The organism is Pollutimonas bauzanensis (assembly GCF_900129885.1).
Lineage (GTDB): Bacteria > Pseudomonadota > Gammaproteobacteria > Burkholderiales > Burkholderiaceae_B > Pollutimonas > Pollutimonas bauzanensis.
Genome location: NZ_FQXE01000007.1, coordinates 160340 through 187145 on the forward strand (window position 1 = coordinate 160340; position 26806 = coordinate 187145).

22 protein-coding genes and 1 pseudogene are annotated in these 26806 nt (G+C 63.1%); 16 read left to right on the forward strand and 7 right to left on the reverse strand.

Translation table 11 applies throughout. The annotated features are described in order from the left end of the window. Positions 1-58: 58 nt before the first annotated feature. The 5 genes from kdsB to BUB23_RS14790 are packed head-to-tail and all read right to left on the reverse strand — an operon-like array spanning position 59 to position 3153. Positions 59-823 carry a 3-deoxy-manno-octulosonate cytidylyltransferase gene (gene kdsB / locus BUB23_RS14770; protein WP_073104060.1) on the reverse strand — a complete coding sequence of 255 codons (765 nt, stop codon included), beginning with the start codon at positions 821-823 and terminating at the stop codon, positions 59-61. A gap of 5 nt (positions 824-828) precedes the next feature. Then, the gene (locus BUB23_RS14775) at positions 829-1020 is read right to left on the reverse strand and encodes a Trm112 family protein (protein WP_073104061.1); all 192 of its coding nucleotides are present in this window, start codon (positions 1018-1020) and stop codon (positions 829-831) included. Positions 1021-1058: 38 nt separating this feature from the next. Next, positions 1059-2141 (reverse strand): tetraacyldisaccharide 4'-kinase, encoded by a 1083-nt coding sequence (gene lpxK / locus BUB23_RS14780; protein ID WP_073104063.1) that lies wholly within the window; start codon positions 2139-2141, stop codon positions 1059-1061. Next, positions 2138-2548, reverse strand: coding sequence for an ExbD/TolR family protein (locus tag BUB23_RS14785; RefSeq protein ID WP_073104065.1), 411 nt, complete (start codon positions 2546-2548; stop codon positions 2138-2140). The genes lpxK and BUB23_RS14785 overlap by 4 nt, the downstream gene beginning before the upstream one ends. Further along, complete coding sequence (locus BUB23_RS14790) at positions 2545-3153, reverse strand: MotA/TolQ/ExbB proton channel family protein (protein WP_073104069.1); 609 nt, start codon at positions 3151-3153, stop codon at positions 2545-2547. The genes BUB23_RS14785 and BUB23_RS14790 overlap by 4 nt, the downstream gene beginning before the upstream one ends. Positions 3154-3603: 450 nt before the next feature. Here BUB23_RS14790 and xseA point away from each other — a divergent pair, with 450 nt between their 5' ends. The 3 genes from xseA to pcaF all read left to right on the forward strand — a co-directional run bounded on the left by xseA (position 3604) and on the right by pcaF (position 7050). Continuing rightward, positions 3604-4953: an exodeoxyribonuclease VII large subunit gene (gene xseA, locus BUB23_RS14795; RefSeq protein ID WP_143160988.1), complete on the forward strand. Its 1350-nt coding sequence runs from the start codon at positions 3604-3606 to the stop codon at positions 4951-4953. A 77-nt stretch (positions 4954-5030) separates the two neighbouring features. Further along, on the forward strand, positions 5031-5609 hold the full coding sequence (gene sodB, locus BUB23_RS14800) for a superoxide dismutase [Fe] (RefSeq protein ID WP_073104073.1): 579 nt from the start codon (positions 5031-5033) through the stop codon (positions 5607-5609). A gap of 235 nt (positions 5610-5844) precedes the next feature. Then, a complete protein-coding gene (gene pcaF, locus BUB23_RS14805; protein ID WP_073104074.1) occupies positions 5845-7050 on the forward strand; it encodes a 3-oxoadipyl-CoA thiolase in 1206 nt (401 codons plus the stop codon). Between the two features lie 40 nt (positions 7051-7090). On the opposite strand, the gene BUB23_RS14810 is transcribed toward pcaF, so the two are convergent. Both BUB23_RS14810 and BUB23_RS14815 read right to left on the reverse strand, forming a co-directional pair. Next, entirely contained in the window at positions 7091-7513 is a 423-nt protein-coding gene (locus tag BUB23_RS14810; protein WP_073104179.1) for a DUF192 domain-containing protein, read from the reverse strand. A 94-nt stretch (positions 7514-7607) separates the two neighbouring features. Beyond that, positions 7608-7853: a cold-shock protein gene (locus BUB23_RS14815; protein ID WP_073104075.1), complete on the reverse strand. Its 246-nt coding sequence runs from the start codon at positions 7851-7853 to the stop codon at positions 7608-7610. A 163-nt stretch (positions 7854-8016) separates the two neighbouring features. Here BUB23_RS14815 and clpS point away from each other — a divergent pair, with 163 nt between their 5' ends. The 13 genes and pseudogenes from clpS to BUB23_RS14880 all read left to right on the forward strand — a co-directional run bounded on the left by clpS (position 8017) and on the right by BUB23_RS14880 (position 26734). Beyond that, positions 8017-8340: an ATP-dependent Clp protease adapter ClpS gene (gene clpS, locus BUB23_RS14820; protein WP_073104076.1), complete on the forward strand. Its 324-nt coding sequence runs from the start codon at positions 8017-8019 to the stop codon at positions 8338-8340. Between the two features lie 201 nt (positions 8341-8541). Then, the gene (gene clpA / locus BUB23_RS14825) at positions 8542-10863 is read left to right on the forward strand and encodes an ATP-dependent Clp protease ATP-binding subunit ClpA (RefSeq protein WP_073104077.1); all 2322 of its coding nucleotides are present in this window, start codon (positions 8542-8544) and stop codon (positions 10861-10863) included. A 53-nt stretch (positions 10864-10916) separates the two neighbouring features. Then, on the forward strand, positions 10917-12170 hold the full coding sequence (locus tag BUB23_RS14830) for a paraquat-inducible protein A (RefSeq protein WP_245801283.1): 1254 nt from the start codon (positions 10917-10919) through the stop codon (positions 12168-12170). Positions 12171-12179: 9 nt separating this feature from the next. Next, entirely contained in the window at positions 12180-13862 is a 1683-nt protein-coding gene (locus BUB23_RS14835; RefSeq protein ID WP_073104079.1) for a PqiB family protein, read from the forward strand. 8 nt (positions 13863-13870) lie between these two features. Further along, positions 13871-14512 carry a PqiC family protein gene (locus tag BUB23_RS14840; RefSeq protein ID WP_073104080.1) on the forward strand — a complete coding sequence of 214 codons (642 nt, stop codon included), beginning with the start codon at positions 13871-13873 and terminating at the stop codon, positions 14510-14512. Positions 14513-14658: 146 nt separating this feature from the next. Then, positions 14659-18474 (forward strand): trifunctional transcriptional regulator/proline dehydrogenase/L-glutamate gamma-semialdehyde dehydrogenase, encoded by a 3816-nt coding sequence (gene putA / locus BUB23_RS14845; RefSeq protein WP_073104082.1) that lies wholly within the window; start codon positions 14659-14661, stop codon positions 18472-18474. A 141-nt stretch (positions 18475-18615) separates the two neighbouring features. Next, on the forward strand, positions 18616-19776 hold the full coding sequence (locus tag BUB23_RS14850) for a branched-chain amino acid ABC transporter substrate-binding protein (RefSeq protein WP_073104084.1): 1161 nt from the start codon (positions 18616-18618) through the stop codon (positions 19774-19776). Positions 19777-19844: 68 nt separating this feature from the next. Then, entirely contained in the window at positions 19845-20777 is a 933-nt protein-coding gene (locus BUB23_RS14855; RefSeq protein WP_073104086.1) for a branched-chain amino acid ABC transporter permease, read from the forward strand. Beyond that, positions 20774-21862 carry an ABC transporter permease subunit gene (locus tag BUB23_RS14860; RefSeq protein ID WP_073104088.1) on the forward strand — a complete coding sequence of 363 codons (1089 nt, stop codon included), beginning with the start codon at positions 20774-20776 and terminating at the stop codon, positions 21860-21862. The genes BUB23_RS14855 and BUB23_RS14860 overlap by 4 nt, the downstream gene beginning before the upstream one ends. Further along, positions 21859-22674, forward strand: a pseudogene (locus BUB23_RS14865) (ABC transporter ATP-binding protein); the annotation flags it as partial. The gene BUB23_RS14860 and the pseudogene BUB23_RS14865, both read left to right, overlap by 4 nt. A gap of 83 nt (positions 22675-22757) precedes the next feature. Next, positions 22758-23492 carry an ABC transporter ATP-binding protein gene (locus tag BUB23_RS14870; RefSeq protein WP_073104090.1) on the forward strand — a complete coding sequence of 245 codons (735 nt, stop codon included), beginning with the start codon at positions 22758-22760 and terminating at the stop codon, positions 23490-23492. Positions 23493-23761: 269 nt separating this feature from the next. Further along, positions 23762-25183, forward strand: coding sequence for an MmgE/PrpD family protein (locus BUB23_RS14875; RefSeq protein WP_218599004.1), 1422 nt, complete (start codon positions 23762-23764; stop codon positions 25181-25183). Positions 25184-25189: 6 nt separating this feature from the next. After that, complete coding sequence (locus BUB23_RS14880; RefSeq protein ID WP_073104094.1) at positions 25190-26734, forward strand: FAD-dependent oxidoreductase; 1545 nt, start codon at positions 25190-25192, stop codon at positions 26732-26734. Positions 26735-26806 lie beyond the last annotated feature (72 nt).

Genomic DNA, 26806 nt, shown 5'->3' on the forward strand with positions numbered 1-26806 from the left:
ATTTTTGCACGGACTAGGGTCTATTCCTCGCCGCGGAATCAGCGAATTGGAAGACGATTTATAACCGATTTACAAAGCTTTCGCGTACCCGGGCCAGATCGTCGGCCGTATCGACGCCCGCCGCCGGGTGCGCGGCGGCAATGTGCACGGCGATGGCATAGCCATTTTCCAGCGCGCGCAATTGCTCCAGCGATTCGAATGATTCCAGCGGCCCGACGGGCAGTGAGGAGTAGCGCTCCAGGAAGTCCACGCGATAGGCATATAGTCCGATATGGTGCAGGGCGGGAAGGCCGCCGGCCAGGCGCTGCCCGCCGTCGGCCAGGGCGTCGCGCGCCCATGGGATCGGCGCGCGCGAAAAATACAGGGCGCGCTGCTGGCGGGTGCACACGACTTTGACGACATTCGGGTTGAACAGCGAACGGGCGTCGAGTATGGGCGTGGCGCAAGTGGCGATGGCCGCGTCGGGCTGGCCGGCAAGCAGTTGCGCCACCTGGTTGATCAGCCGAGGGTCGATCAAGGGTTCATCGCCCTGGACATTGACCACGATAGCCCCGGGGGCCAGCGCCAGCTGGCGGGCCACTTCGGCCAGGCGGTCGGTGCCCGTGGGGTGGTCGGCGCGCGTGAGCAGGGCCTCGAAGCCATGCTTCTGGACCGCGGCCTGGATGCGGGCATCGTCGGTGGCGACCACCACGCGCGTGGCGCCCGACAGCGCCGCCCGCTCCGCCGTGCGCACCACCATGGGTTTGCCGGCGATATCCAGCAGCGGCTTGTCGGGCAGGCGGGTCGAGGCGGCGCGCGCCGGAATGACAGCGATGAAGCTCATGGGGCTCAGGCGGGGCTGGAGCTGGACGCGCCGGGTGGCAGTTCGCGGGCTTCGTTCTCGAGCATGACGGGGATGCCGTCCTTGATGGGAAAGGCCAGCCTGTCGGCCCGGCAGATCAGTTCCTGCTGTTCGCGGTCGTGCTGCAAGGGGCCCTTGCACAGCGGGCAGACCAGTATTTCAAGCAGGCGGGATTCCATGCGCGGCTCCAGAGAATCAAAGAATTAAAAGACAGAGTTTAATGCCTGCCGGCCCGGGCGGCCATGGCGGCTTTTTTCTGCGCGATGACGCGCAGCAACTGGTCGGCAAGGGTTATCCAGCCCGGGTCGGAAAATCGGGGGGATGCGTGCACGACCCACAGCCTCGGGTCGTTGAAGCGTTCGCACTTTACGGCATCCTTCGCGGTGATCAGGATATGGGGCGACAGCAGGACCTGGAATGGCTCGCCCTCGTAAGCATCGTGGTCCGGCAGCCCGACGGTATGCGCCAGTTCCAGGCCCGCCGCCCTGAGCATGGAAAAAAACCGCTCGGGCTGGCCGATGGCCGCCACGGCGCTGACGGATTCCGCGCCATAGCGCGCCAGCCATGCCGGCCAGTCCAGCGCCTGCCCGGTGCTCAGCTGGACGACCGTGGCGGGCGCCAGGCGCATGCTCAACTGGTGCGCCAATGTGGCAATCGGGGCGGGGTCCGGCTGCCCGTCCTGCAGATTGGTGATCACGTAGTCGACCGACTGCAGCCGGCTGGCCGGTTCGCGCAAAGGGCCGGCCGGCAGCACCCGGCCATTTCCGATGCCGCGCGCGTCCTGCACCACGATTTCCAGGTCGCGCCCGAGCGCCAGGTGCTGCAGGCCGTCGTCGGCGATGACCACATCGACATCGGGATAGCTTTTTTGCAGCTTCTTGAGCGCCAATGCGCGGTTCGGATGCACGGCTATCGGCGCCTGCGTCGCCTGGGCGATGAGCGCCGGCTCATCGCCGAATTCGCCGGCGGCCAGTTTCCCCCGGCCCGACCTGGCCTGCTCGCCCATCTTGACCCCGTAGCCGCGGCTGATGACGCCCGGGTGCCAGCCGCGTTCCCGCAGGGCTTGCACCAGCGCGATGACGACGGGCGTTTTACCCGTTCCCCCCAGGTAGATGTTGCCGACCACCACCACGGGAAGGCGGCTGTGATGCGCGAGGCCGGGTTGCCGCAGGTAGCGCCCATGCTTGTAGGCTATTGCCGCCAGCACGGGCCAGGATAGCGGCAATAGCAGGGCGCTGGCCAGGCCCTTGCGCTGCCAGGCCGCATGGACGGCCCTGCTTACGGGGACGGGTATTTTCACGGCGGGCTCTGGGTGGCGAAATTGACGCGCGATATGCCGGCCAGGCGCGCCGCTTCCATGATGCGCACCACCGATTCGTGTGTCGTCTGGGCGTCGGCATTGATGACCAGAATCGCTTCTTTCCGGTCGCCGGCGGCATTGCGCAAGGCTTGCGCGATTTCCGCGCTGGTGGTGTCCGGCAAGAGCTGGCCATTGAGCGCATACAGGCCTTCCTGGCTGATGGCCATGTTCAGCGCATCGATCTCGGCCGCATCGGCCCTGGCCTCGGGCAAGGCGACCTTCAACTGGCTGTAGCGGGTGAAAGAGGTCGTGGCCGCCAGGAAAATCAGTATGACCAGCAATACGTCGATCAAGGGGATCAGGTTGATCTCCGGCTCGTCATCGCTTTGCGGGCGCCGGAAGTTCATTGCGCGGCTCCGCGGCCGATCAGGCGGTTCAGGACATTGGCTTCGCGTTCCATCTGGTGCAGGAAGTGATCGACCCGCGAGCGGAAGTAGCGGTGGAAGATCAATGCGGGAATGGCGATGATGATGCCGAAGCCGGTGTTGTACAGGGCTATCGAAATGCCGCGCGCCAACTGCGCCGGGTCGCCGCCGGCCGGATTATAGGAGCCGAAAATCTCTATCATGCCGACCACCGTGCCGAACAGACCCATCAGCGGCGCGACGACCGCAATGGTGGCCAGGGCCGGCAAGTAGCGGTTCAGGCGGTGCGCCACATCCTTGCCGACGTCTTCGATGGCGGCCAGGCGATAGACGTTCGATTCATTGCGATTGACCAGCACTTCGGCCAGGACGCGTCCCAGCGGAGAATTGCCGGCCAGGCGCAGCACCGCTTCCGGGTTATCGTTCTTCTGGCGCAGGAGCTCCAGCACCTGCCCTGGAAGGCGGCGGGGGAATACCTGCTTGCTGCGCAAAGACAGAAACCGTTCGATAATCAGCGCGAGGCCAAGAACGGAGGTGGCGACCAGCAGCCAGATGGGCCAGCCTGCGGCATGAATGATTTCGAGCAAAGTTGTCTCCGTTCGGGGTTTGCGTAGTATGGCATTTTACAATCGATATGCTGCTAGCCGTCGGCTTGCGATGCGCTCCGCCAAATGGCCATCGAGGCTGCCTGAAAGCGGCTTGGATCTTAAGCTGGCGAAGGCGATGCCCGCCAAACGTAGTAAAAGCCTCAAAAATCTAGGCTAAATGGCGTGTGGCGGGGCTTTCCGAAGGGTATCCACAGAATCTGTGGATAATTATGTGTATAACTCTACGGACAGCCGCTATTTGAGAGCTCTTGAGGTTCAATGGCTAATTTCCGCTCATGGGCCGGATTTTTATATTGTTGTTATTAATCAATGTGTTGTGAGCTTAATCTAAAGCGGTTTTTGATCTATGGGTGGGATTGGGTTGATATTTCACCAATTTGACAAAATGATTTTCTCTGTGGACAGAACTTAAATCAGATGGGAATTTTTATGGATTCAGGCAGCCTGGAACTCGCAAATGACGGCATCTGGACGGTAAGCCAGCTAAATCGCCGGGTAGGGCAATTGCTGGAGAGCCATTTCTCCCGCATTTGGGTAAGGGGCGAAATCTCCAATTTCACGCAGGCGGCTTCCGGTCATTGGTATTTTTCCATCAAGGACGAAGGCGCAACGGTGCGGGCCGTCATGTTTCGCGGCCGGGCCCAGGCGACTGGCTTCGTTCCCAAGCCGGGCGAGCGATTCGAATTCCGCGTCAATGTCACGCTGTATGAGCCGCGCGGCGACTATCAACTCCAGGTGGAAAGCATGCGGCGCGCCGGCCGGGGCGACTTGCACGAAGCGTTTCTGCTGCTCAAGGAGAAGCTGGCCGCCGAAGGCCTGTTCGACCCCGCCCGCAAGCGCCAGATCACCGCCATGCCGCGCGCCGTGGGCGTGGTGACATCGATGGCGGCGGCCGCGTTGCGCGACGTGCTGACGGCGCTGGCGCGCCGCGCTCCGCATGTCCCGGTCATCGTCTATCCCGCGCCGGTGCAGGGCCTGGATGCCGCCGGCAAGCTGGTCCAGGCGCTGAGGGGCGCCATTGCGCGCAACGAGGTCGATACGCTGCTGCTGGTGCGCGGCGGCGGCAGCCTGGAGGACTTGTGGAGCTTCAATGATGAGGCGCTGGCGCGAACCATAGTCGCCAGCCCCATTCCCGTCATCAGCGGGGTGGGCCACGAGACCGATTTTACGATTGCCGATTTCGTGGCCGACTTGCGCGCGCCTACGCCTACGGCGGCCGCCGAATTGTGCTGCCGCACGCGGCAAACCTGCCTGAACCAGCTGGACGCGGCGTTCGGCGCCCTGAGCACGCAGCATCACCGCCTGCTGGAGCGCGCGGCCTTGCGGCTGGACCGCGCGGTGGCGTCCCTGGTCTCGCCGCAGCAGCGATTGCAGCAGCAAAACGAGCGCCTGCAGGTTCTGAAAAGCCGCCTGGCCCGCGCCGCCTCCAGTCCGCAGGACCGTCACAGGGCCCGCCTGGCCTTGATCAGGGCCAAGCTGGTCCATGCCGAGCCTCGGCTCCCCGAACTGCGCAGCGCGCTGGCCCGCCAGGAGCAGCGCCTTTCCAGTTCGGCGCAGCACCACCTGCAGCGCCAGCGCCAGCGCCTGGCCGCCGCGGCGCAGACCCTGGAGGCGCTGAGCCCGCGAAATATCCTTGGGCGCGGCTATGCGATAGTGCGCAACGACGAAGGGAAAATCATAAAAAATGCGTTAGACTTGAGCATAGGCGAACAGCTTGGTGTTGAGCTGGGTCAAGGCAGTGCGCGTGTCAGTGTGCTACAGGCGCATGCCTTGCTGTGAACCCGGCGCTTGCAAGCCAAGCGCGCTACATGCACTTTTTACTGGCATTCCGACTGGTTTTTTTTAAGGAATTGAACATGGCTTTTACGCTTCCCCCGCTACCTTACCCCCTCGACGCTCTGGCTCCCCATATTTCCAAGGAAACCCTCGAGTTTCACTATGGCAAGCATCACCAGACCTACGTCACCAACCTGAACAATCTGATTGCCGGCACTGAATTCGAATCGGCTTCCCTGGAAGACATCGTCAAGAAGTCCTCCGGCGGCGTTTTCAACAACGCGGCGCAGGTGTGGAATCACACGTTTTACTGGAACAGTCTTTCGCCCAAAGGCGGCGGCGCGCCCACTGGCGCCTTGCTTGAGGCCATCAACGCCAAGTGGGGCGGCGTCGACGCCTTCAAGGAAGCATTCAATAAGTCGGCCGCCGGCAATTTCGGTTCGGGCTGGACATGGCTGGTCAAGAAATCCGACGGCTCGGTGGACATCGTGAACACCAGCAATGCGGCAACGCCCATCACCACGTCCGACGTTCCCCTGCTGACCTGTGATGTCTGGGAACACGCCTACTACATCGATTACCGCAACGCCCGTCCCAAGTACCTGGAGAATTTCTGGAACCTGGTGAACTGGGAATTCGCCGCGGCCAACCTCGGCTAAGTCTGCCTGGTTCGCATGCGCAGGCGCGCATCGCCTGTTTCCAACCCCCGGCTTTCGGGGGTTTTGCTTTTTGCCATGGACCCAAGCGACCATGCCGTGGACGGCTCGCCGTCGAACGCAAAGACGCCGCGGGGGAATGGGCTAAGATAAACCGTTGCCGCGCCGCTTATGGTTTGCGCCGGCCGTGAGCCATACGACTTCCAGCTATTCTCTTTTCTTGATTCCCGGGTTTAACATGACAACTCAAGCTTTCATTTGCGATGCTGTTCGCACACCCTTCGGCCGCTATGGCGGCGCTCTTGCCTCGGTGCGCGCCGACGATCTCGCGGCGGTGCCCCTCAAGGCCCTGATGCAGCGCAATCCCGATGTGGACTGGGCCCGGCTGGATGACACTTTGTTCGGCTGCGCCAACCAGGCGGGGGAGGACAATCGCAATGTGGCCCATATGGCTACTTTGCTGGCGGGCTTGCCAGCCGAAGTCCCGGGGGCCACCATCAACCGCCTGTGCGGGTCTGGGCTGGACGCCTTAGGCTCCGCGGCGCGCGCCATTCGTTCCGGCGACGTGCAGTTCGTCCTGGCGGGCGGCGTGGAAAGCATGAGCCGCGCTCCCTTTGTCATGGGCAAGGCCGAAACCGCTTTTTCGCGCAGCGCTGCCGTGTTCGACACGACCATAGGCTGGCGCTTCGTCAACAAATTGATGAAAGCGCAGTATGGCGTGGATTCCATGCCCGAGACGGCCGAAAACGTTGCCGATCAATTCAAGGTGTCGCGCGCCGACCAGGACCTCTTCGCCCTGGCCAGCCAGACCAAAACCGCTGCCGCTCAATCGGCCGGCGTTTTCCAGTCCGAAATCGTTCCCGTCCTGATCGCCCAGAAAAAAGGCGAGCCTATCGCGGTGGATGCCGACGAGCATCCGCGCCAGACCACGCTGGAAAGCCTGGCGCGGCTCAAGCCGGTGGTGCGTCCCGATGGCACGGTCACCGCGGGCAATGCGTCCGGCGTGAATGACGGCGCCTGCGGCTTGCTGGTCGCGTCCGAATCCATGGCCCGCGCCCAGGGCCTGACGCCTCGCGCGCGGGTGGTGGCGATGGCCACCGCCGGCGTCGAACCGCGCATCATGGGCATAGGCCCCGCGCCGGCCACGCAAAAGGTGCTGGCGCTGGCGGGACTGACGCTGGATCAGATGGATGTCATCGAGCTGAACGAAGCTTTTGCGGCGCAGGGCCTGGCGGTGCTGCGCCTGCTGGGGCTGGACGACGATGATCCGCGGGTCAACCCGAATGGCGGCGCGATCGCCCTGGGGCATCCTTTGGGCGCGAGCGGCGCCCGGCTGGCGATCACGGCCGTCAACCAACTGCACCGCACGGGCGGGCGCTATGCGCTGTGCACGATGTGCATAGGGGTGGGGCAGGGGATCGCGGTCATTCTCGAGCGCGTGTAAGAAAGAAAGCGGCGCCGGGATCCCGCCGCGCGGCGCGCTCCTAGCGGCTCCCGCCCGGCAGGTTCGCCACCCTGGCGCCGGCTTGCACCTGATGCCGCTTGAACCACCCCTGTTCCATTTCCAGCGCATAGACGACAGGCCCGGACGGGCAGTGGCCCTCCAGGCTGAGCGGTTCCATGTCGGCGACATTCACGATGACGCCCTGCGCGTCGATAAAGGCTATCGACAGCGGCAGGAGCGTGTTTTTCATCCAGAAGCACGGCATGCCCGCGTCGTCGAATACGAACAGCATGCCATGGTCGGGCGGCAGCGACTGGCGCTGCATCAGGCCATAGGACCGGCTCTCGTCGGTCGCGGCTATTTCGGCGTTCACGGCGTGCTTGCCTACCATCAGTTGCGCCGTTGGCAGCAGCATGCTTTGCGCCCGGGCTGGCAGGGGCCCGAAGGCCAGGAGCAGCGCCATCAGGAAGATACCAAAAAAAACAGGGCGTGCAAGCCCTGTATGCGGATAAAATTTATACATTGTTATTGAAAGCAAACCCAGTTGTTGCGTGCGATCAGGCAGCCGTAATATTGAGTGCTTGTTTGCCTTTTGGGCCCTGAGCAATTTCAAAAGCGACCTTCTGCCCTTCTTTGAGGGTTTTGAAGCCGTTCATTTGGATGGATGAAAAGTGCGCGAAAAGGTCTTCGCCCCCATTGTCGGGGGTAATAAAGCCGAAACCTTTAGCATCGTTGAACCATTTGACGGTTCCTGTCAGCTTTTGGGTATCCCCTGGTGCAGAGGTTGCGGTTGTGTCAGACATACGGACTGCCTCTCGACTATAGTGTAAGGTTGAAACTCGACTACAAGGGTTAGCTTTAGCCTACGTATTCTGCTTGCCAACGATACTCCCCGAGCAGTCAGAATACTATGATAATGCGCAATTTATCCTTACCTAGTCAACTATGGAAACCACTAGTATTGTCATGGCTACTCAAATCGAAAACCAACGCGATACGGTTCTGGATCGTCAAGCCGCCAAACTCGCGCCGCCTCCTCTGTACCAGGTGGTGCTGTTGAACGACGACTACACCCCCATGGATTTCGTCGTCGGTGTGCTGCAGCGTATATTTGGCAAGAGCGAGGACGAGGCGGCACGCATCATGCTGAAAGTGCATCACGAAGGGCGCGGCGTGTGCGGGGTATATCCGCGCGACATCGCGGCCACCCGCGTCGAGATGGTGCGCCAGCTGGCGCACGCCCGCCAGCACCCTTTGCAGTGCGTCATGGAACCGGCCCCGGATGCCTAGCCGCCGCCTTTGTTTCACGCGGCTTGCATCGCGCCCGCGCAATCCGTAAAAAGTACGGGTATAGTAAGGTCATCGGCTTTTTTGATGCTGGCCGGTAACACTGAGATGACTCTTTTATTAATGTTGATACGCAAGGTCGATTTAGTCATAGAATAGGATTTATCGAATTGTTTGTCCGCTCCGATATGTAATGGAGGAAGCGTGATTTCCGAAGAACTTGAAGTCAGCCTGCATATGGCCTTTGTCGAGGCCCGCACAGCGCGACATGAATTTATTACGGTAGAGCACCTGCTGCTCTCCCTGCTCGACAACGCCGCCGCTGCCGAGGTGCTACGCGCCTGCTCGGCCAATATTGACGTCTTGCGCCAGGAACTGCGCAAGTTCATCAACGAAAATACACCGGTATTCCCAGGCGAAGACGAAGTCGACACGCAGCCCACCCTGGGCTTCCAGCGCGTCATCCAGCGCGCCATCATGCATGTGTCGTCGGGCAACTCCAACAAGAATACCGTCACGGGCGCGAACGTGCTGGTCGCCATGTACGGCGAAAAAGACTCCCACGCGGTGTACTTCCTGCAGCAGCAGGGCGTCACGCGCCTGGACGTGGTCAATTTCCTGTCGCATGGCATCACGAAACTCAACGAGGAATCCGTCCCGGAACCCGCCAAGGCACAGGCTATGGAAGCCGAACCCAAATCCGACCAGCAAAAATCGCCGCTCGAACTCTATGCCACCGACCTCAACGCCGAAGCGCGCCAGGGCCGTATCGATCCCCTGATCGGGCGCGAGCACGAAGTCGAGCGCGTCATCCAGGTCTTGTGCCGGCGCCGCAAGAACAATCCTCTGCTGGTGGGCGAGGCCGGCGTGGGCAAGACGGCCATAGCCGAAGGGCTCGCATGGCGCATCACCAAGGGCGATGTCCCCGAAATCCTGGCCGACTCCGAAGTCTATGCGCTCGATATGGGCGCCTTGCTGGCCGGCACCAAGTATCGCGGCGATTTCGAGCAGCGGCTCAAGGGCGTGCTCAAGTCGCTCAAGGACAATAGCCACGCCATTCTGTTCATCGATGAAATCCATACCCTCATCGGCGCCGGTTCCGCGTCGGGCGGCACGCTTGACGCTTCCAACCTGCTCAAGCCCGCCTTGTCGTCGGGCCAGCTCAAGTGTATGGGCGCGACCACCTATAATGAGTATCGCGGCATCTTTGAGAAAGACCACGCCTTGTCGCGCCGCTTCCAGAAAATCGATGTGGCCGAGCCCACCGTCGAGCAGACCATCCAGATTCTGCGCGGCCTGAAAGTCCACTTCGAGGCCCACCACGGCGTGCGTTATTCGGCGGCGGCCATCACGGCCGCGGCCGAACTCGCGGCCCGCCACATCAATGACCGCTTCCTGCCCGACAAGGCCATCGATGTCATCGACGAGGCCGGCGCCGCGCAGCGGCTGTTGCCGCGCTCGCGCCAGAAGAAAGTCATAGGCAAGGCCGAAGTGCAGGCCACGGTCGCCAAGATCGCGCGCATTCCGCCGCAAAGCGTGTCCAACGACGACCGCAACAAGCTGGCGACGCTCGAACGCGACCTGAAAACGGTGGTCTTCGGCCAGGATGCCGCCATCGAAGCCCTGTCCGCCGCCATAAAAATGGCGCGCTCCGGGCTGGGCCGCCCCGACAAGCCCATAGGCTCCTTCCTGTTTTCAGGGCCCACCGGCGTCGGCAAAACCGAAGTCGCGCGCCAGTTGGCCTTTGTCCTGGGCATCGAGCTGCTGCGCTTCGATATGTCCGAGTACATGGAACGCCATACGGTGTCGCGCCTCATTGGCGCGCCCCCGGGCTACGTGGGTTTCGACCAGGGCGGCCTGCTTACCGAGGCCATCAGCAAGCAGCCGCATTGCGTCCTGCTGCTGGACGAAATCGAAAAAGCCCACCCGGACGTATACAACATCCTGCTCCAGGTCATGGATCACGGCACGCTGACCGACAACAACGGCCGCAAATCGGACTTCCGCAATGTGATCCTGGTGATGACCACCAACGCCGGGGCCGAAGCGCTCAACCGCAGCACCATAGGCTTTGCCGCGCCGGCCCGCACGGGCGATGAAATGGCCGACATCAAGCGCCTGTTCACGCCCGAATTCCGCAACCGCCTGGATGCCATCATCGGCTTCACGCCGCTGTCGCGCGACATCATCATGCGGGTGGTCGACAAGTTCCTCATGCAGCTCGAAGACCAGTTGCACGAGAAGCGGGTCGAGGTGGTGTTTTCGCAGGAATTGCGCGAGCACCTCGCCAAAGAGGGCTTCGATCCCGCCATGGGCGCGCGGCCCATGCAGCGGCTTATCCAGGACACGATACGCCGCGCTTTGGCCGACGAATTGCTGTTCGGGCGCCTGGCCGACGGCGGGCATGTCGAAGTCGGCCTGGACAAGGACGGCAAGGTCGATCTCGTGTTTTCCGAGAAATCCGACAAGCCTTCCAAGTCCAACCACGCCTCGCCTTCGCACCCGGAACCCGAGTTGGTCGATTAATGGCGGCAGGGCCGGTTGTCGCTTGCGAGAACTGCGCAACAGTGCATGAGCGCATGCCCATAGAACCGGGCGCCATCGCTACATGCACGCGTTGCGGCTCGGAGCTCTACCGGCAAAGCAGTATTCCGCTGCGGGGCTGGATCGCGCTGGTCGTGGGCGCGCTGGTGGTTTTCGCCATTGCCAACTATTTCCCGGTCGCCACCCTGACCATGCAGGGCATGTCGGTGCAGGCGTCCCTGCCGGGGGCCTTGTGGCTGACCTGGACGCAGGGCCACTTGGTGCTGGCGGTCATGACCGGCATGTTCGGCTTCTGGCTGCCGCTGACGCAACTGCTTTTCCTGTTGTGGGCGCTGATGGCCATCCAGTCGCGGCGCCTGCCGCCTGATTTCCGCCACGGCATGCGATTTCTGCACTTGATGGAGCCATGGAGCATGGTCCCCGTCCTGATGCTGGGCATGCTGGTCGCCATGGTGAAATTTTCCAGCCTGGCCAGTCTCAGCGTGGGTCCGGGCCTGGCGGCCTATGCTATCCTGACCTTCCTGCTTACCGCTTTGAGCCGGGTCACGGCGCACCGCTTGTGGCGCTATGCCGAGGATGCCGGGCTGGCGCCGGCGCCGGCGCCGGATGTTTCCGCCGGCAAGCTCGTGGCGGCTTGTTCGGCTTGCGGATACGTGCAGAATATCGAGCCGGGCTCCGGCCCCTGCGCCTGCGCGCGCTGCCGCGCGCGCATTCATTTGCGCAAGCCCAAGTCCGCGGCGCGGGTATGGGCGCTGATCATAGCGGCCAGCATCACTTACATACCTGCCAATGTGCTGCCCGTGATGCACTTGCGCACGCCCACGGACGACAGCGCGCATACGATTCTGGGCGGCGTGATCGAATTCTGGCGCATGGGCTCCTGGGACCTGGCGCTGATTGTCTTCGTGGCCAGCGTCGTGGTGCCCATGACCAAGATCCTGGCGCTGATGATGCTCATGCTCAACCGCCGCTGGGGCGGCAGGACCGTCCAGCGTCAGCGCACCCGCATGTACGAGTTCGTCGAGTTCATCGGGCAATGGTCCATGCTGGACGTCTTCGTGGTCATCCTCATGACCGCCATGGCCGATTTTCCCGGCATATCGCAGGTGATTGCCGGGCCCGGCGCCGCCAGTTTCGGCATGGTGGTCATTCTCACCATGCTGGCGGCCGCAAGCTATGATCCGCGCCGCGGCTGGGACCGCCAGCCCGCCGCGCAACAGGCGCGCGCGATACAATCGCACGCCAGTTCAGGCTCCGGGCCGGCGGCGCCGGAAACAACGCAGTCCTAAGAGAACCGTATGTCAGACCACAATACTGCGCCAGAATCCTCGTCGTCCGCGCCGGGCGACGCCGCGGGCCCCGCCACGCCCGGCTTGCGCCAGCCTGACGTCAAGGCCGGACGCGAATCGCGCTTTTCATGGATATGGCTGGTGCCGCTGGTGGCGGCATTGGTGGGCGTCTCGCTGCTGGTTCGCAACTGGATGCACACGGGGCCCACCGTGACCATCAGCTTCGAGTCCGCCGACGGGCTGGAAGTGGGGCAAACCAAGGTGCGGTACAAGGACGTGGTCATCGGCCTGGTCACCGATATCAAGGTGGCGCCAGACAGGTCCAAGGTGCTGGTCGATGCCGAGCTCAACCGCGAGGGTTCCGCCTATATTACCCAGGAGGGCACGCGCTTCTGGGTGGTGCGTCCGCGCCTGGGAATCAGCGGGGTGTCGGGGCTGGGAACCCTGCTTTCAGGCGCCTATATCGGTGTCGATGCGGCCGAATCCAAGAATGGCGGCGAGCCGGTGTATCAGTTCACCGGCCTGGAAAAGCCGCCCGAAGTGACCAGCGGGCGTCCCGGCACGCGTTTCAACTTGAGGGCTTCCGAACTCGGCTCGCTGGAGATAGGCTCGCCAGTCTATTTCCGCCGCATACAGGTCGGCCAGATCATAGGCTACGACCTGGACAAGAGCGGCAAGGCGGTTTCGATCCAGGTTTTCATCGACAAGCCCAATGACAAATTCGTGACCAAGGACACGCGCTTCTGGAATGCCAGCGGCATTAATGTCTCTCTGAGCGCCGATGGGTTTAACGTGCAGACCGGGTCCATCGTGTCGGTCATGGCGGGCGGGGTGGCTTTCGCCGCCCCGGACGACGCCGATACGCAGCCGGCCGACGCCGACCAGGCCTTCCTGCTTGCCGACACGCAGGCCCATGCAATGGCCGATCCGGATGGCCCGGCCTTGCCCATTTCCATGCAGTTCCGGCAATCGGTGCGCGGCCTGAAAGTGGGCGCGCCCATCGATTTCCGCGGCCTGGAACTGGGCAAGGTGGTCGACATCGACCTTGAGTTCAATACCAAGGAAAAGTATTTTTACGCGCTGGTCAAGGGGGAGCTGTACCCCCTGCGTTTCGGCTCGGCCTACCAGAACATGCTCAAGCACAATGCCGATTCGAGCGAATCCGGGGCAGACTTGCTGGGCGTCATGGTCGAGCGGGGCCTGCGCGCGCAGATGCGCGCAGCCAATCTGCTTACCGGGCAACAGTACATCGCGCTGGAGTTCTTCCCCGACGCCAAGGCCGTGGCTTTCGACGCCAAGGCCCAGCCCCCGCTGTTGCCGACCATAGCCGGCGATTTCGACCGGCTGCAGCAGCAGATCAGCAGCATAGTCGCCAAGATAGACACCATTCCCTTCGAAGGCATAGGCAATGATTTGCGCGCCAGCCTCAAGTCGGTGAGCAAGCTTGTCGATCGCCTTGACGGCCAGGTGGCGCCGCAAGCCAGCGCCGTGCTCAAGGCGGCCCAGAAGTCGCTGGGCCGTGTGGACAAGCTGCTGGCGCAGGACTCCCCCATGAACGACAACCTGGACCGCACCTTGCGCGAAATCAGCGCGGCGGCAAAATCGCTGCGGGCGCTGGCCGACTATTTGCAAACCCATCCCACGGCGCTGTTGCGCGGGCCAGCCCGCGACGCCATGCCCGCCAGCCCCTAGGAAACCTCATGAGTCTTGGCCGTATCTTTTATTGCGTATTGCTGGCCGCGGCCCTGGCGGCCTGCGCCACCACGGCTCCCGAATACTATACCTTGCTGCCGGCCCCGACCGCCGGGCCGGCGGCGGACGCGCCCGGCGGCGCCAGGCCCAAGTACGCCATCAGCGTGCAGCCGGTGGCCTTGCCCGAACAGGTGGACCGTCCGCAGATCGTCATCAGCGAGCCCGGCACGGCCCAGGTAACGCCTTTGAACAGCGCCTTGTGGGCTTCGCCATTGTCGGACGAGATCCGCAATGCCTTGTCCAACGATTTGTCGCGCACGCTGGGCGTGCTCGATATTGCCGGCGGCGGCATCCCGGATGCTCTCCCTGTATGGAAAATCTCCTTGCAGGTGCAGCGCTTCGATTCCCTTTATGGCCAGCGCGCCGTGCTCGACGCCACATGGCGCCTGGCGCCCGTCAACCAGCCGGGCAAGAAAACCCGGATATGCAGGGCCCAGGTGGACGTGCCTGCGGCGGGGGGCATGCCGGCCATGGTGGCCAGCCATCAGGAAGCCTTGCGCCGGCTTGCCGCGCTCATTGCCGCCCAGCTTTCCGGCGCAGGCGCGGCGCCTGCGGCTGCGGGCGTGCAAGAAAAAGGTTGTACCTTTTAAGTAATTTATTGATTCAGGGTTAACCATAATATAAAAAAAGGTACAACCTGTTTAGTATTCGTTTTCGCCTGGCGCCAGAATGCCAGGGCCCGGGGCATGCGCGGCGCAGGCCGGGCGTAGCGACACGACATACAGGGAATACGGCTATGGCAACGACCACATTGGGCGTCAAGGTTGACGAAACGCTGCGCGAGCGTCTTAAAATCGCGGCCGGCAAACTGGGTTGCACCCCGCATTGGCTGCACAAGCAGGCGGTGCTGGCCTATGTCGATGCGATCGAGCGCGGCCAGTTGCCCGCTGAAATCAGTTATTTCGGCAATGGCGACGGCGAAGCGCCGGGCGACGAGCCTGTCGCGCCGGAACTGGCGCTGCCGTTCTACGAGTTCGCGCAGGATATACAGCCGCAATCCGTGCTGCGGGCGGCCATTACCGCAGCCTACAGGCGGCCCGAGACGGAATGCGTGCCGGTCCTGATCGATCAGGCGCGTTCGAGCCGTTCCCAGGAAGTGCAGGCCCTGGCGCGCCGGCTGGTCGAGGCTTTGCGGGGCAAGAGCAAGGGCGGCGGGGTGGAGGGCCTGATCCGGGAATTTTCCTTGTCCAGCCAGGAAGGCGTGGCGCTGATGTGTCTGGCGGAGGCCTTGCTGCGCATCCCCGACAGGGCGACCCGCGATGCGCTGATACGCGACAAGATCAGCCATGGCGACTGGCGTTCCCATATGGGCGAGTCCCCCTCGCTATTCGTCAATGCGGCGACCTGGGGGCTGATGCTTACCGGCAAGCTGGTCGGCGTCAATAGCGAGCAGTCGCTGTCCAAGGCGCTCACCCGCCTGATAGGCAAAGGCGGCGAGCCGCTGATACGCAAGGGCGTCAATATCGCCATGCGCATGATGGGTGAGCAGTTCGTGACCGGGCAGACCATTTCGGCGGCCATCGCCAACAGCCGCAAGCTCGAAGACAAGGGCTTTCGCTATTCCTACGATATGCTGGGCGAAGCCGCCACCACGGCGGATGACGCGCAGCGCTACTACGTTTCCTACGAACAGGCCATACACGCCATAGGCAAGGCGTCGCGGGGCCGCGGCATTTACGAAGGGCCGGGCATTTCCATCAAGCTCTCCGCTTTGCATCCGCGCTATTCGCGCGCCCAGCGCGAACGCGTCATGGCCGAGCTGCTGCCGCGCATAACGGAATTGGCCAAATTGGCGCGCAGCTACGATATCGGCCTGAACATCGATGCCGAAGAAGCCGACAGGCTGGAAATTTCGCTCGACCTGCTGGAGGCCCTGTGCTTCGATCCCGAGCTTTCGGGCTGGAACGGCATCGGGTTTGTCATCCAGGCCTACCAGAAGCGCGCGCCTTTCGTCATCGATTACGTGATCGACCTGGCCCAGCGCAGCGGCCATCGCTTGATGGTGCGCCTGGTCAAGGGCGCCTACTGGGACACGGAAATCAAGCGCGCGCAGATCGACGGGCTGGAGGGCTATCCGGTCTACACGCGTAAAGTCTACACGGATGTATCCTACCTGGCCTGCGCCCGCAAGCTGCTGGCGGCGCCCCAGGCGGTCTATCCGCAATTCGCCACCCACAACGCGCATACGCTGTCGGCCATCTACTATATGGCGGGCCAGAACTACTATCCCGGCCAGTATGAATTCCAGTGCCTACACGGCATGGGCGAGCCGCTGTACGACGAGGTCACGGGGCCCCTGGCCCAGGGCAAGCTGAACCGGCCTTGCCGCATTTACGCGCCCGTAGGCACGCACGAGACCCTGCTGGCCTACCTGGTGCGCCGGCTGCTTGAAAACGGCGCCAATACCTCGTTTGTGAACCAGATCGGCGATGAGGCGATTGCCGTCGATAGCCTGATCGCCGATCCGGTGCAGTCCGCCTCGCGCATCCAGCCTCTGGGCGCGCCGCATGACAAGATCCCCCTGCCCAGGCAGTTGTACCAGCAGGCCGATGGCCGCCTCAACTCCGCCGGGCTGGATCTTTCCAACGAACAGCGCCTGGGTTCCCTGTCGGCGGCGCTGCTCAATAGCGTGAGCCATGTGTGGCGCGCCGCGCCCATGGTGGGCGAGGGCGCGTCCCCCTGGGACGAGGCGCGCGCCAAGGCGGTGCGCAATCCGGCCGACCACCGCGACGTGGTGGGCCATGTGATCGAGGCGAGCCAGGCCGAGGTGGAAAGCGCCCTGGCGGCAGCCCTGCATGCCGCTCCCATCTGGCAGGCGACCCCGGTGCCCGAGCGCGCGCAATGCCTGCTGCGGGCCGCGCAGATGCTCGAAGATGAAATGCAGCCACTGCTGGGCCTGATCGTGCGCGAAGCCGGGAAGTCGCTGTCCAACGCCATCGCCGAAGTTCGCGAGGCCGTCGACTTCCTGCGCTATTACGCGACGCAAATCGAGCAGTCATTTTCCAACGATACGCACCGCCCCCTGGGGCCGGTGGTATGCATCAGCCCCTGGAACTTTCCGCTGGCGATTTTTACGGGCCAGGTGGCCGCCGCGCTTGCCGCCGGCAATCCCGTTTTGGCCAAGCCAGCCGAACAGACCAGCCTGATCGCGGCGGCGGCCATCGCCATTTTGCGCCGCGCCGGGGTGCCCGCCGGCGCCGTGCAACTGCTGCCTGGCCAGGGCGAAACCGTGGGCGCGGCCCTGGTGGCCAGCCCCGCCGTGCGCGGGGTGATATTCACCGGCTCCACCGATGTGGCCCAGCTGATTTCCAGGGAACTGGCGCAGCGCCTGGATGATGCCGGCCATCCCATTCCGTTGATAGCCGAGACCGGCGGCCAGAATGCCATGGTGGTCGATTCATCGGCCCTGGCCGAGCAAGTGGTGGCCGATGTGCTGACCTCGGCTTTCGATTCGGCCGGCCAGCGCTGCTCGGCGCTGCGCGTGCTGTGCGTCCAGGAAGACTGCGCCGACCACGTGCTGACCATGTTGCGCGGCGCCTTGCGGGAGTTGCAGGTCGGCAGGACGGATGTCTTGTCGGCCGATGTGGGTCCGGTCATAGACGCGCAGGCGCAGGCGGGCATCCAGGCGCATATCCAGGCCATGCGCGATGCCGGCCACCGGGTGGATCAGCTCGAGCTCGACAGCCGCAGCCAGCACGGCTCCTTTGTCGCGCCGACCATTATCGAGATCGGCGATGTCGCCGCCCTCAAGAAAGAAGTATTCGGCCCGGTCCTGCATGTGCTGCGCTATCAGCGCAACGGCCTCGACGCCTTGATCGACGCCATCAACGCGACAGGCTACGGGCTGACCTTCGGCGTGCATACGCGCCTGGATGAAACGGTGGCGCGGGTGTCGGAGCGCATCCATGCGGGCAACATTTACGTCAATCGCAATATTGTCGGCGCCGTAGTCGGCGTTCAGCCATTCGGCGGGGAAGGGCTTTCGGGCACCGGCCCCAAGGCGGGCGGGCCTTTGTACCTGCTGCGCCTGCTGGCAAGGCGCCCGCCGGGATTGCCGGCGGGCTGCGGCATCGATAGCGGCGCCAGCGCGCCATTGGCGCTGGACGGGCCGACCGGCGAAAGCAATCTTTACCACATCAAGGCCCGCGGCACGGTATTGTGCGTGGCGGCCACCGAGCTGGGGGCGAGCGCCCAGTTCGACGCCTGCCGGCTCACGGGAAACCGCATGGCGCTGCTGGACAGCGACGCGGGGCGGGCCTTCTTTGCCGCGCGCAGTGCCGCCGAGCAGAAAGCCATGCGGCTGGCGGGCCGCGAGGAGATCGAGCAGGGCGATTACCAGGCCGTTCTGTTCGAGGGCGACAGCGACGCCTTGCGCGGGCTCAACCAGGCCGTGGCGCTGCGCCCCGGGCCTATTGTGTCGGTGCAGGGCCTGAGCAGCGACGAGCTGGCCGCCGGCAACGGCTATCGCCTGGAGCGCCTGTTGCGCGAGGTTTCGGTCAGCGTGAACACCGCGGCGGCGGGAGGCAATGCCAGCCTGATGATGGTGGGCTAGCCGTCCGGCCCGCAGGGGTAAAGGCAGTTCTTTTAAGGCTTTAAGGGTTACAGCCAATTAAAAACGGCTTGTGCTTTTGGTTTAATGCGGGGAGGTACTTGCGCCCGGCTCAATTCGCATTCTTAGACATCGGAGATAGACATGCAGTCCACTAAAGGATACAAACTTTTGGCCGCGACGGCCGCCATCACGGCCGGCTTTGCTTTCGGCGCTGCGCAGGCGGCCGACACCGCGGTGGTGAAACTGGGCTTTGCCGCGCCATTGACCGGGCCGCAGTCGCACTACGGCGAGGACATGAAAAACGGCCTGACGCTTGCGCTCGAAGAGGCCAACAAGCAAAACATCCAGCTCGATGGCAAGACGGCCAAATTCGAGCTGGTCACGCGCGACGACCAGGCCGATCCGCGCACGGCGGTGCAGGTGGCCCAGCAGATCGTCGATGACGGCGTGGATGGCGTGCTCGGCCATTTCAATTCCGGCACCACGATACCCGCGTCCAGCGTATACAACGATGCCGGCCTGCCGCAGATAGCCATGGCGACATCGCCCGAATATACCGACCAAGGCTACAAAACCACGTTTCGCATGATGACCAGCGACACGCAGCAGGGCGCCGCGGCCGGCGAATTCATCGTCAAGGACCTGGGCGCCAAAACCGTCGCCCTGATCGACGACCGCACCGCCTACGGGCAAGGCCTGGCCGATCAGGTCGCCAAGGCCGTGGAAGCAGCCGGCGGCAAGGTGATCTCGCGCGAATACACCACCGACAAGGCCAATGATTTCACCTCCATCCTGACCAACATCAAGGCCAAGGCCCCCGCCGCCATCTTCTTCGGCGGCCTGGATGCGCAATCCGGCCCGATGCGCCGCCAGATGGCCACGCTGGGCATCCAGGCGCCCCTGGTGTCCGGAGAAATGACGCGCAGCGACACTTTCCTCAAGCTGGCCGGCAATGCCGCCAATGGCACCTTTGCTTCGCTCGCCGGCGTGCCGCTCAAGCAAATGGCCGCCGGTGAAAAATTCGAAGCCGACTACAAGGCCCGCTTCAAGGCCGATCCCGGCGTCTACGCGCCTTACGCCTATGACGGCGCCTGGAACATGATCACCGCCATGAAGGAAGCCGGTTCGGCCAAGCCCAAGGCCTATCTGCCCAAGCTCGCCGCCCTCAAGCGCTCCGGCGCGACCAGCCAGGACATTGCCTACGACGCCAAGGGCGACCTGAAGGAAATCTCGGTCACCATCTATGAAGTCAAGAACGGCAAATGGGAAATGGTCAAGACCATGGTCAGCAAGGCCGACTAAAAGCAGCGACGCTTTTCCGTGGTCCTTCCAGGGCCGGCTGCGCCGGCCCGTTTCTTGAGTCATAAAGCATGGAAATTCTCATACAACAGTTGATCAATGGCATCACTGTGGGCAGCGTCTATGCCCTGGTTGCCCTTGGCTACACCATGGTTTATGGAATCATAGGCCTGATCAATTTCGCCCATGGCGACGTCGTCATGGTCGGCGCCATGGTGGCGACCACAATGGTGGTCACACTGATAGGCGCGGACCCCGGCGGCACTTCGGCCTGGCTGGCCATCTCGGTCGCCCTGCTGGTGTCCATCCCGCTATGCATGGCCCTGGGCTGGCTGGCGGAGCGCTACGCCTATCGTCCGCTGCGCCGCGCGCCGCGGCTGGCGGCGCTGATCACGGCCATCGGCGTTTCCATCATCATCCAGAACCTGGCGATGATGGTATGGGGCCGCAATTACCTGAGCTTCCCGCACATCATCGAACCCGTCATCTTCCCGATAGGCGGGGCGCGCATCAGCCTTCTGCAGGTGCTCATCATCGTGGCCGCGACCGCCATCATGGCCGGCCTGCTGCTGGTGGTGCACCGCACCCGCCTGGGCACCGCCATGCGCGCCACCGCCCAGAACCGCGAGGTGGCCGGCCTGATGGGCGTGAACATCAATACCGTCATATCCGCGGCCTTCCTGATCGGCTCGGCGCTGGCCGCCGTCGCGGGAGTCATGGTCACCACCTATTACGGGGTGGCGCAATACACCATGGGCTTCCTGCTGGGCCTCAAAGCGTTCACGGCGGCGGTCCTGGGCGGCATCGGCAACCTGGGCGGCGCCATGCTGGGCGGCTTGCTGCTGGGCATTATCGAATCCCTGGGCGCCGGCTATATCGGCGACCTCACCGGCGGCGTGTTCGGCAGCAATTACCAGGACGTCTTCTCGTTCATTGTGCTGATACTGGTGCTGGTTTTCCGCCCGTCGGGACTGCTGGGCGAACGCGTAGGAGACCGCGCATGAGCCATTCATCCGCAACCCGCGCCGGGGTTAGCCTCAAGGTATGGCTGGGCATCGCGCTGTTTGGCGTGGTGCTGGCCGTGCTTCCCTTCGTGCTCGGCATGGCCGGGCAAAGCTGGGTGCGCACGCTGAACTTCGCCTTGCTGTACGTGATGCTGGCCCTGGGCCTGAACATCGTGGTGGGCTTCGCCGGCCTGCTGGACCTGGGATATATCGCCTTCTACGCGGTCGGCGCCTATGTCTGGGCGCTGCTGGCTTCGCCGCATTTCGGCCTGCACCTGCCGTTCTGGGTGGTGCTGCCCGCCGGGGTGCTGCTGGCCGCATTTTTCGGCGCCATGCTGGGCGCGCCCACGCTCAAGCTGCGCGGCGACTACCTGGCGATCGTCACCCTGGGCTTCGGCGAAATCGTCCGCATCTTCATGAACAATCTGGATGCGCCCATCAATATCACCAACGGCCCGCAGGGGATAAACCGCGTCGATACCTTTTCGGCGGGCGGGTTTCTTTTCGGCCGGTCCCAGGAAATCTTCGGTTTCCGCATAACCGGGCCGGAGAAATACTATTACCTGCTGCTCCTGTTTACGCTCATCATCGTGGTGATGTGCGCGCGACTGCAGAATTCGCGCATAGGGCGCGCCTGGGAGGCCGTGCGCGAAGACGAAGTGGCCGCCAAGGCCATGGGCATCAATACCCGCAACATCAAGCTGCTGGCCTTTTCCATGGGCGCCAGCTTCGGCGGGGTGGCCGGCGCCATGTTCGCATCCATGCAGGGCTTCGTCAGTCCGGAAAGCTTCAGCCTGACTGAATCGATTTCCGTCCTGTGCATGGTGGTGCTCGGCGGCATGGGGCATATACCCGGAGTGATATTGGGCGCCATCCTGCTGTCGGTTTTCCCGGAGCTTTTGCGCGCCATCGTGGTGCCCTTGCAGCAAACGGCGTTTGGCGACGTGATACTCGATCCTGAAGGAATACGCATGCTGCTGTTCGGTTTTGCGCTGGTGCTGGTGATGATCTTCCGCCCGGCCGGGCTCTGGCCCTCCGCGGTGCGCCGCCGCGAACTGACCGCCGGCAAGGAGGGCAAGGCATGATTTCCGCTGCTGTGAACGCCGACGCCCGCTCCATGCCCGAATTGCTGCTGGTGGCCAACAAGCTGAGCAAGCGCTTTGGCGGCTTGCAAGCCCTGTCCGATGTCAGCTTTTCCATCTGCAAGGGGGATATCTACGGCCTCATCGGCCCCAACGGCGCGGGCAAGACCACGCTGTTCAATGTCCTGACCAGCTTGTATGTGCCGGAGTCGGGCTCGTGCAATTTCATGGGCCATCAACTGACCCGCCTCAAGCCGCACGAAATCGCCGTGGTCGGCCTGGCGCGCACCTTCCAGAACATACGCCTGTTCGGCAACCTGAGCGCCATCGAGAACGTCATGATAGGGCGGCACATCCGCACCCGGGCGGGCTTGTGGGGCGCCATTACCCGCAACAAGCGCACGCGCGCCGAGGAAGCGGCGATCGAGCGCCGCGCCCAGGAATTGCTGGATTACGTCGGCATCGGCCATCGTTCCAACGACGTGGCGCAATCCTTGCCTTACGGCGATCAGCGCCGGCTCGAAATCGCCAGGGCGCTGGCCACGGAACCGACCCTGCTGGCGCTGGACGAGCCCGCCGCCGGCATGAACGCCTCGGAAACGCTGGTGCTGCGCCGCCTGATAGAAAAGATACGCGGCGACGGCGTGACGGTGCTGCTGATCGAACACGACATGAAGCTGGTCATGGGCTTGTGCAACCGCGTGCTGGTGCTGGAATACGGCAAGGTGCTGGCCGAAGGCAAGCCCGTAGACGTGCAGCGCAACCCCAAGGTCATCGAGGCTTACCTGGGCGCGGGGGCGGCCGACCATGCGCCGGTGAAAGTGCCCGCAAGCAATCCTCTTGCGCAGGATCAGGCCAGCGGCGCCGCGGCGGCCGGCCAAAACAACAAGGACATGCAATGAGCCAGCCGGACTACCTGCTTGAAATACGCCAACTGGACGTGGCCTACGGCGGCATACGCGCGGTGCGCGCCATGGACCTGGCGGTGGGCCGGGGTGAACTGGTCAGCCTGATCGGCGCCAATGGCGCGGGCAAGAGCACCACCTTGCGCGCCATATGCGGCCTGGTTCCCGTGGCGGCCGGCGAAATCCTCTACGATGGCAAGTCCATCGTAGGCACGCCGTCCTACATGCTGGTGCGCCAGGGGCTGGTCATGGTGCCCGAAGGGCGCGGCATCTTCGGGCAATTGACGATAGAAGAAAACCTTGCCATGGGCGGCTACAGCCGCAATGACGCGGCCGGAGTGCAGCAGGATACGGAGCATGTCTTCAGCCTGTTTCCACGCCTGGCCGAGCGCCGCCGCCAGTCGGCCGGCACCTTGTCGGGCGGCGAGCAGCAGATGCTGGCCATGGGCCGCGCCATGATTTCCCGGCCGCGCCTGCTGCTGCTGGATGAACCGTCCATGGGGCTGGCGCCGCTGATGGTGGAAAAAATCTTCGAAGTGATACGGACGATCGCCGCGCAAGGGGTGACTATCCTGCTCATCGAGCAGAATGCCAAGCTGGCGCTGGAAACCAGCAACCGCGGCTATGTGATGGAATCGGGACAGATCATCCTGCAAGGCCCGGCTGGCCAGTTGCTGGACGATCCCAAGGTGCGGGCGGCATATCTCGGCGAAGAGGATACGGTATAGACCTGCGGCGCGGGTATAGGCGCTTCCCCCGATAAAACTCTTACGCATACTCATTGTGTATATGCGACTTTGTGGCGACCCCATATCCCGCAATGCCAAGTCCGCCCATTTATTTGCCCGGAAACATTCGGGTTTTCACTTATGAATGGCGGTCATATTTGAAAATCAAATAGGCGGCGCATGTTTCAGTCATTGCTTTAAAAGCCTGCGGATCGGATGATGAGATCTACTTGATTGTATTTCTCATTACCGCAGGAGTAACCATTTCCGTGTCGCCCTTGAACGAAACGTCCCGCTACGCGGCTTACTTCTGCGGACTTCAACTGGATGAGATTCCGCGCGATATCGTGCATAGCGCGCGCTGGCTGATTCTGGATACTTTGGGCTGCATCGCGGCGGCGCAGGCTACGCCGCCGGCGGCGCCTATTGCACAGGTGGCGGAACTGTTTGGCGGCGCGCCAGGGGCTTCGCAGGCGGGGCTCGCCGCGGATGTTGGCGTGGCGCGCGCGGTCTATGCCAATGCACGCCTGGCGAATTTGCTGGATTTCGATGAAACCTATCCTGTCGGCGTGCATTTTGGCGTGGGCGCCGTCGCAGCGGCCATAGGCGCCGCCGAATCCGGCGGTCGCAGCGGTCGCGATTTGTTGACGGGAGTCATCGCGGGCTACGAGGCGGGCGCGCGCATGGCAAGCGCCATCGGGCCCATGATGCAAGTATCTGATGGCGTGGTGGCAGGCTTCTCCCGTGTATGGGGCGTCGCCGCGCCGGTTGTGGTGGCCGCCTGCGTCGCCTACGGGCGCACGCTGGGAGCAGGGCCGGCTGTGCTGGCGCGCGCATTGGGCATTGCGGGGTCGAATATCCCCTTGCCCATAGGCAGCAAATGGTCGGACGCTATTGACTTGCCCGATGTCAAATATTGCGATGCAGGCTGGTGCGCCGTGGCGGGCGTGCATGGCGTGCATTCGGCTTTGCTGGGTTTGACGGGATTCGAGGATATTCTCGAGGGCGAGTCGGGTATTCCGCAGGCGTATAGCGCCGTGATGGCCGACCCGCGCCTGATGCTCGATGGACTCGGCGCAAGCTGGCACCTGGCCGACCTTACCTACAAGCCCTGGCCGTGCTGCCGCTTCATGCACGCTCCGCTCAGCGCCTTGCAGCGCCTGCTGCGGCAATCGGGCATATCCGCGGACGCCATCGAGGAAGTCATCATCCATACCGGACCGCTTGCGGATTCAGGCCGTTTCCGCAATCCGCAGCCGCGGACCTTCGCGAGCCATCAGTTCAGTTACCCGCATGTGGTGGCCATGATGGCGCTGCGGGTCAGGCCGGGGCCCGACTGGTTCGATCCCGCAATTGCGGGATCGGCGCCGGCGCTGGCCTTGCGCGCCAAGGTCAGGATAAAGCGCTTGCCCGCGGCTGACGCGTTTGCGGGCGCCATGGTCCGTAATCAGATCCGCAAGATGCCGGGCGGCGTTACGTTGAAAGCGGCCGGCAAAGAATGGACAACGATTTGCGACTACGCGGATGGCGATCCGTGGAGCGAGGATTCCAGGTTCGACCGCGATAAGGTCGTCGCCAAGTTCTTTGATCTGGCGGGACGCCAGCGCGGGGAGCCTATGCTGGCCTGGCTGGATAACGGCGAACACGAAACGACGCTGCATGACTTGACGGCATTCATACGAGAGATGTGAAAAAAAATGAGCAATAGAACGGATTTATCCTCTTTGGAAGATCAGCATTTTGATGTGGTGATTATTGGCGGCGGCATCAATGGCGCGGCCGGCGCGCAACAATTGGAGGCGCGCGGCTACCGAGTCTTGCTTGCCGAAAAAGGCGATTTCGGTTCCGGGTCCAGCAGCCGGTCCAGCCGGTTGCTGCATTGCGGTTTGCGCTATCTGGCGCCAGGCGGTTCGCCATGGGAGTTCGCGCGGCATCCCTCGCGCTTGAAAACCGGCATGAACATGGCGCGCCTTGCCATTGAGGCACGCCACGATTTTGCGACGACCACGCCGACCAGAACGCAGCTATCGCGCCTGTATTTTCCGATATATAAGGGCGGCGCGTATTCAGGTTGGCAAGTCGACTTGGCGTTCAAGCTGCTGGGGCGTTTCAACGCCGGCAAGATTCCCTTGAAGTATGACCGCGTGCGTGGCAAGAACATTGCCGCCATCCCCCTGGTCAACGCCTTGCGCGACCAGGACAGGCTCGATAGTGTCGCATCCTATGATGAGTACCAGATTTCCTGGCCGGAACGGGTCACGGCGGACGTCGCGCTGGACGCGCGCCGATTGGGGGCGGTCGTTCTGAACTATGTTGAGGCGTCGCTGGTGCAGCGTATTGCGCAAGGCTGGGAGGTCGAATTGCGCGACCAGGCCGGGTCGGGAATCGCGCGCGTCACGGCCGATGCCGTGGTCAGCACGGCCGGCATCTGGATCGACAAGGTTCTGGGCAAGCACAGGGCGGGTAAATCGCCCAAGGTGCTGGGCACCAAGGGTTCGCACATCGCGGTGGAACTGCCCCCATCGTGCCATGGCATCGGCGTGGCCACCATTAATCGCAAGAACGAACCCTTTTATTGTCTTCCGTGGGGGCGCTATCACTATTTCGGGCCGACCGAGCTCGTGTATGAAGGCGATCTTGACAGCATCAGGACCACAGAGGCGGATCGCGACTGGTTGCTGGGCGAGGCCAATCATCTGTTTCCCGGCTTCAATCTCAAGCCCGAAGACATCGTCCATACATGGTCGGGAGTGCGTCCCTTGACATGGGATGCCGCCTTGCCAAAAGGCAATCGCAACCGGGTGCTGCACGATCTTTCAAGCGATGGGCTAATGAATGTATTTGCGATGACCGGCGGTCCGGTCATGACCCATCGCTCGGCCGGCGCCGAGATCGCCGACGCGGTTGCCGCCCGTCTGGGCGTCAAGGGCCCGGCAAAAGCGGTCAAGTACAGTTCCGAGTTCCCCGATCCGCAGGATGACGAGACGCTCGCCGCGCTGGCGGGGCGGCGTCCCGAGCCTGCCTGGCTGACCTCCCTGGTCGACGACGGACTGGTGGTGCATTTGTCGGATGCCTTGATGCGGCGCTGCGGTTTGCCTTGGTATCGGCGGCTGAGTGACGCCGATGTCGAAAATGTCGCCCTGCATCTGGGCACGCGGCTGGGATGGAGCGACGAAAAGAAGAATCAGGAAATTATAGCGTTCAGGCAGGAACTGGCGGTTCTGCAGCAGGCGGTGCCCTGATACAAGCCGTGAAAAGGCGACAGGCGGATGCTCGATCGGCCAGCGCCACCAAGTGATCTTTCTTATATCGGA

Excerpts from the sequence above, each read along its gene's own strand:
- putA (WP_073104082.1), top strand. The coding sequence starts at position 14,659 with ATGGCAACGACCACATTGGGCGTCAAGGTTGACGAAACGCTGCGCGAG.
- pcaF (WP_073104074.1), top strand. The coding sequence starts at position 5,845 with ATGACAACTCAAGCTTTCATTTGCGATGCTGTTCGCACACCCTTCGGC.
- BUB23_RS14850 (WP_073104084.1), top strand. The coding sequence starts at position 18,616 with ATGCAGTCCACTAAAGGATACAAACTTTTGGCCGCGACGGCCGCCATC.
- BUB23_RS14860 (WP_073104088.1), top strand. The coding sequence starts at position 20,774 with ATGAGCCATTCATCCGCAACCCGCGCCGGGGTTAGCCTCAAGGTATGG.
- BUB23_RS14880 (WP_073104094.1), top strand. The coding sequence starts at position 25,190 with ATGAGCAATAGAACGGATTTATCCTCTTTGGAAGATCAGCATTTTGAT.
- BUB23_RS14810 (WP_073104179.1), bottom strand. The coding sequence starts at position 7,513 with ATGGCGCTGCTCCTGGCCTTCGGGCCCCTGCCAGCCCGGGCGCAAAGC.
- BUB23_RS14870 (WP_073104090.1), top strand. The coding sequence starts at position 22,758 with ATGAGCCAGCCGGACTACCTGCTTGAAATACGCCAACTGGACGTGGCC.
- BUB23_RS14785 (WP_073104065.1), bottom strand. The coding sequence starts at position 2,548 with ATGAACTTCCGGCGCCCGCAAAGCGATGACGAGCCGGAGATCAACCTG.
- BUB23_RS14840 (WP_073104080.1), top strand. The coding sequence starts at position 13,871 with ATGAGTCTTGGCCGTATCTTTTATTGCGTATTGCTGGCCGCGGCCCTG.
- BUB23_RS14830 (WP_245801283.1), top strand. The coding sequence starts at position 10,917 with ATGCCCATAGAACCGGGCGCCATCGCTACATGCACGCGTTGCGGCTCG.
- xseA (WP_143160988.1), top strand. The coding sequence starts at position 3,604 with ATGGATTCAGGCAGCCTGGAACTCGCAAATGACGGCATCTGGACGGTA.
- clpS (WP_073104076.1), top strand. The coding sequence starts at position 8,017 with ATGGCTACTCAAATCGAAAACCAACGCGATACGGTTCTGGATCGTCAA.
- BUB23_RS14775 (WP_073104061.1), bottom strand. The coding sequence starts at position 1,020 with ATGGAATCCCGCCTGCTTGAAATACTGGTCTGCCCGCTGTGCAAGGGC.
- kdsB (WP_073104060.1), bottom strand. The coding sequence starts at position 823 with ATGAGCTTCATCGCTGTCATTCCGGCGCGCGCCGCCTCGACCCGCCTG.
- sodB (WP_073104073.1), top strand. The coding sequence starts at position 5,031 with ATGGCTTTTACGCTTCCCCCGCTACCTTACCCCCTCGACGCTCTGGCT.
- BUB23_RS14815 (WP_073104075.1), bottom strand. The coding sequence starts at position 7,853 with ATGTCTGACACAACCGCAACCTCTGCACCAGGGGATACCCAAAAGCTG.
- BUB23_RS14835 (WP_073104079.1), top strand. The coding sequence starts at position 12,180 with ATGTCAGACCACAATACTGCGCCAGAATCCTCGTCGTCCGCGCCGGGC.
- BUB23_RS14855 (WP_073104086.1), top strand. The coding sequence starts at position 19,845 with ATGGAAATTCTCATACAACAGTTGATCAATGGCATCACTGTGGGCAGC.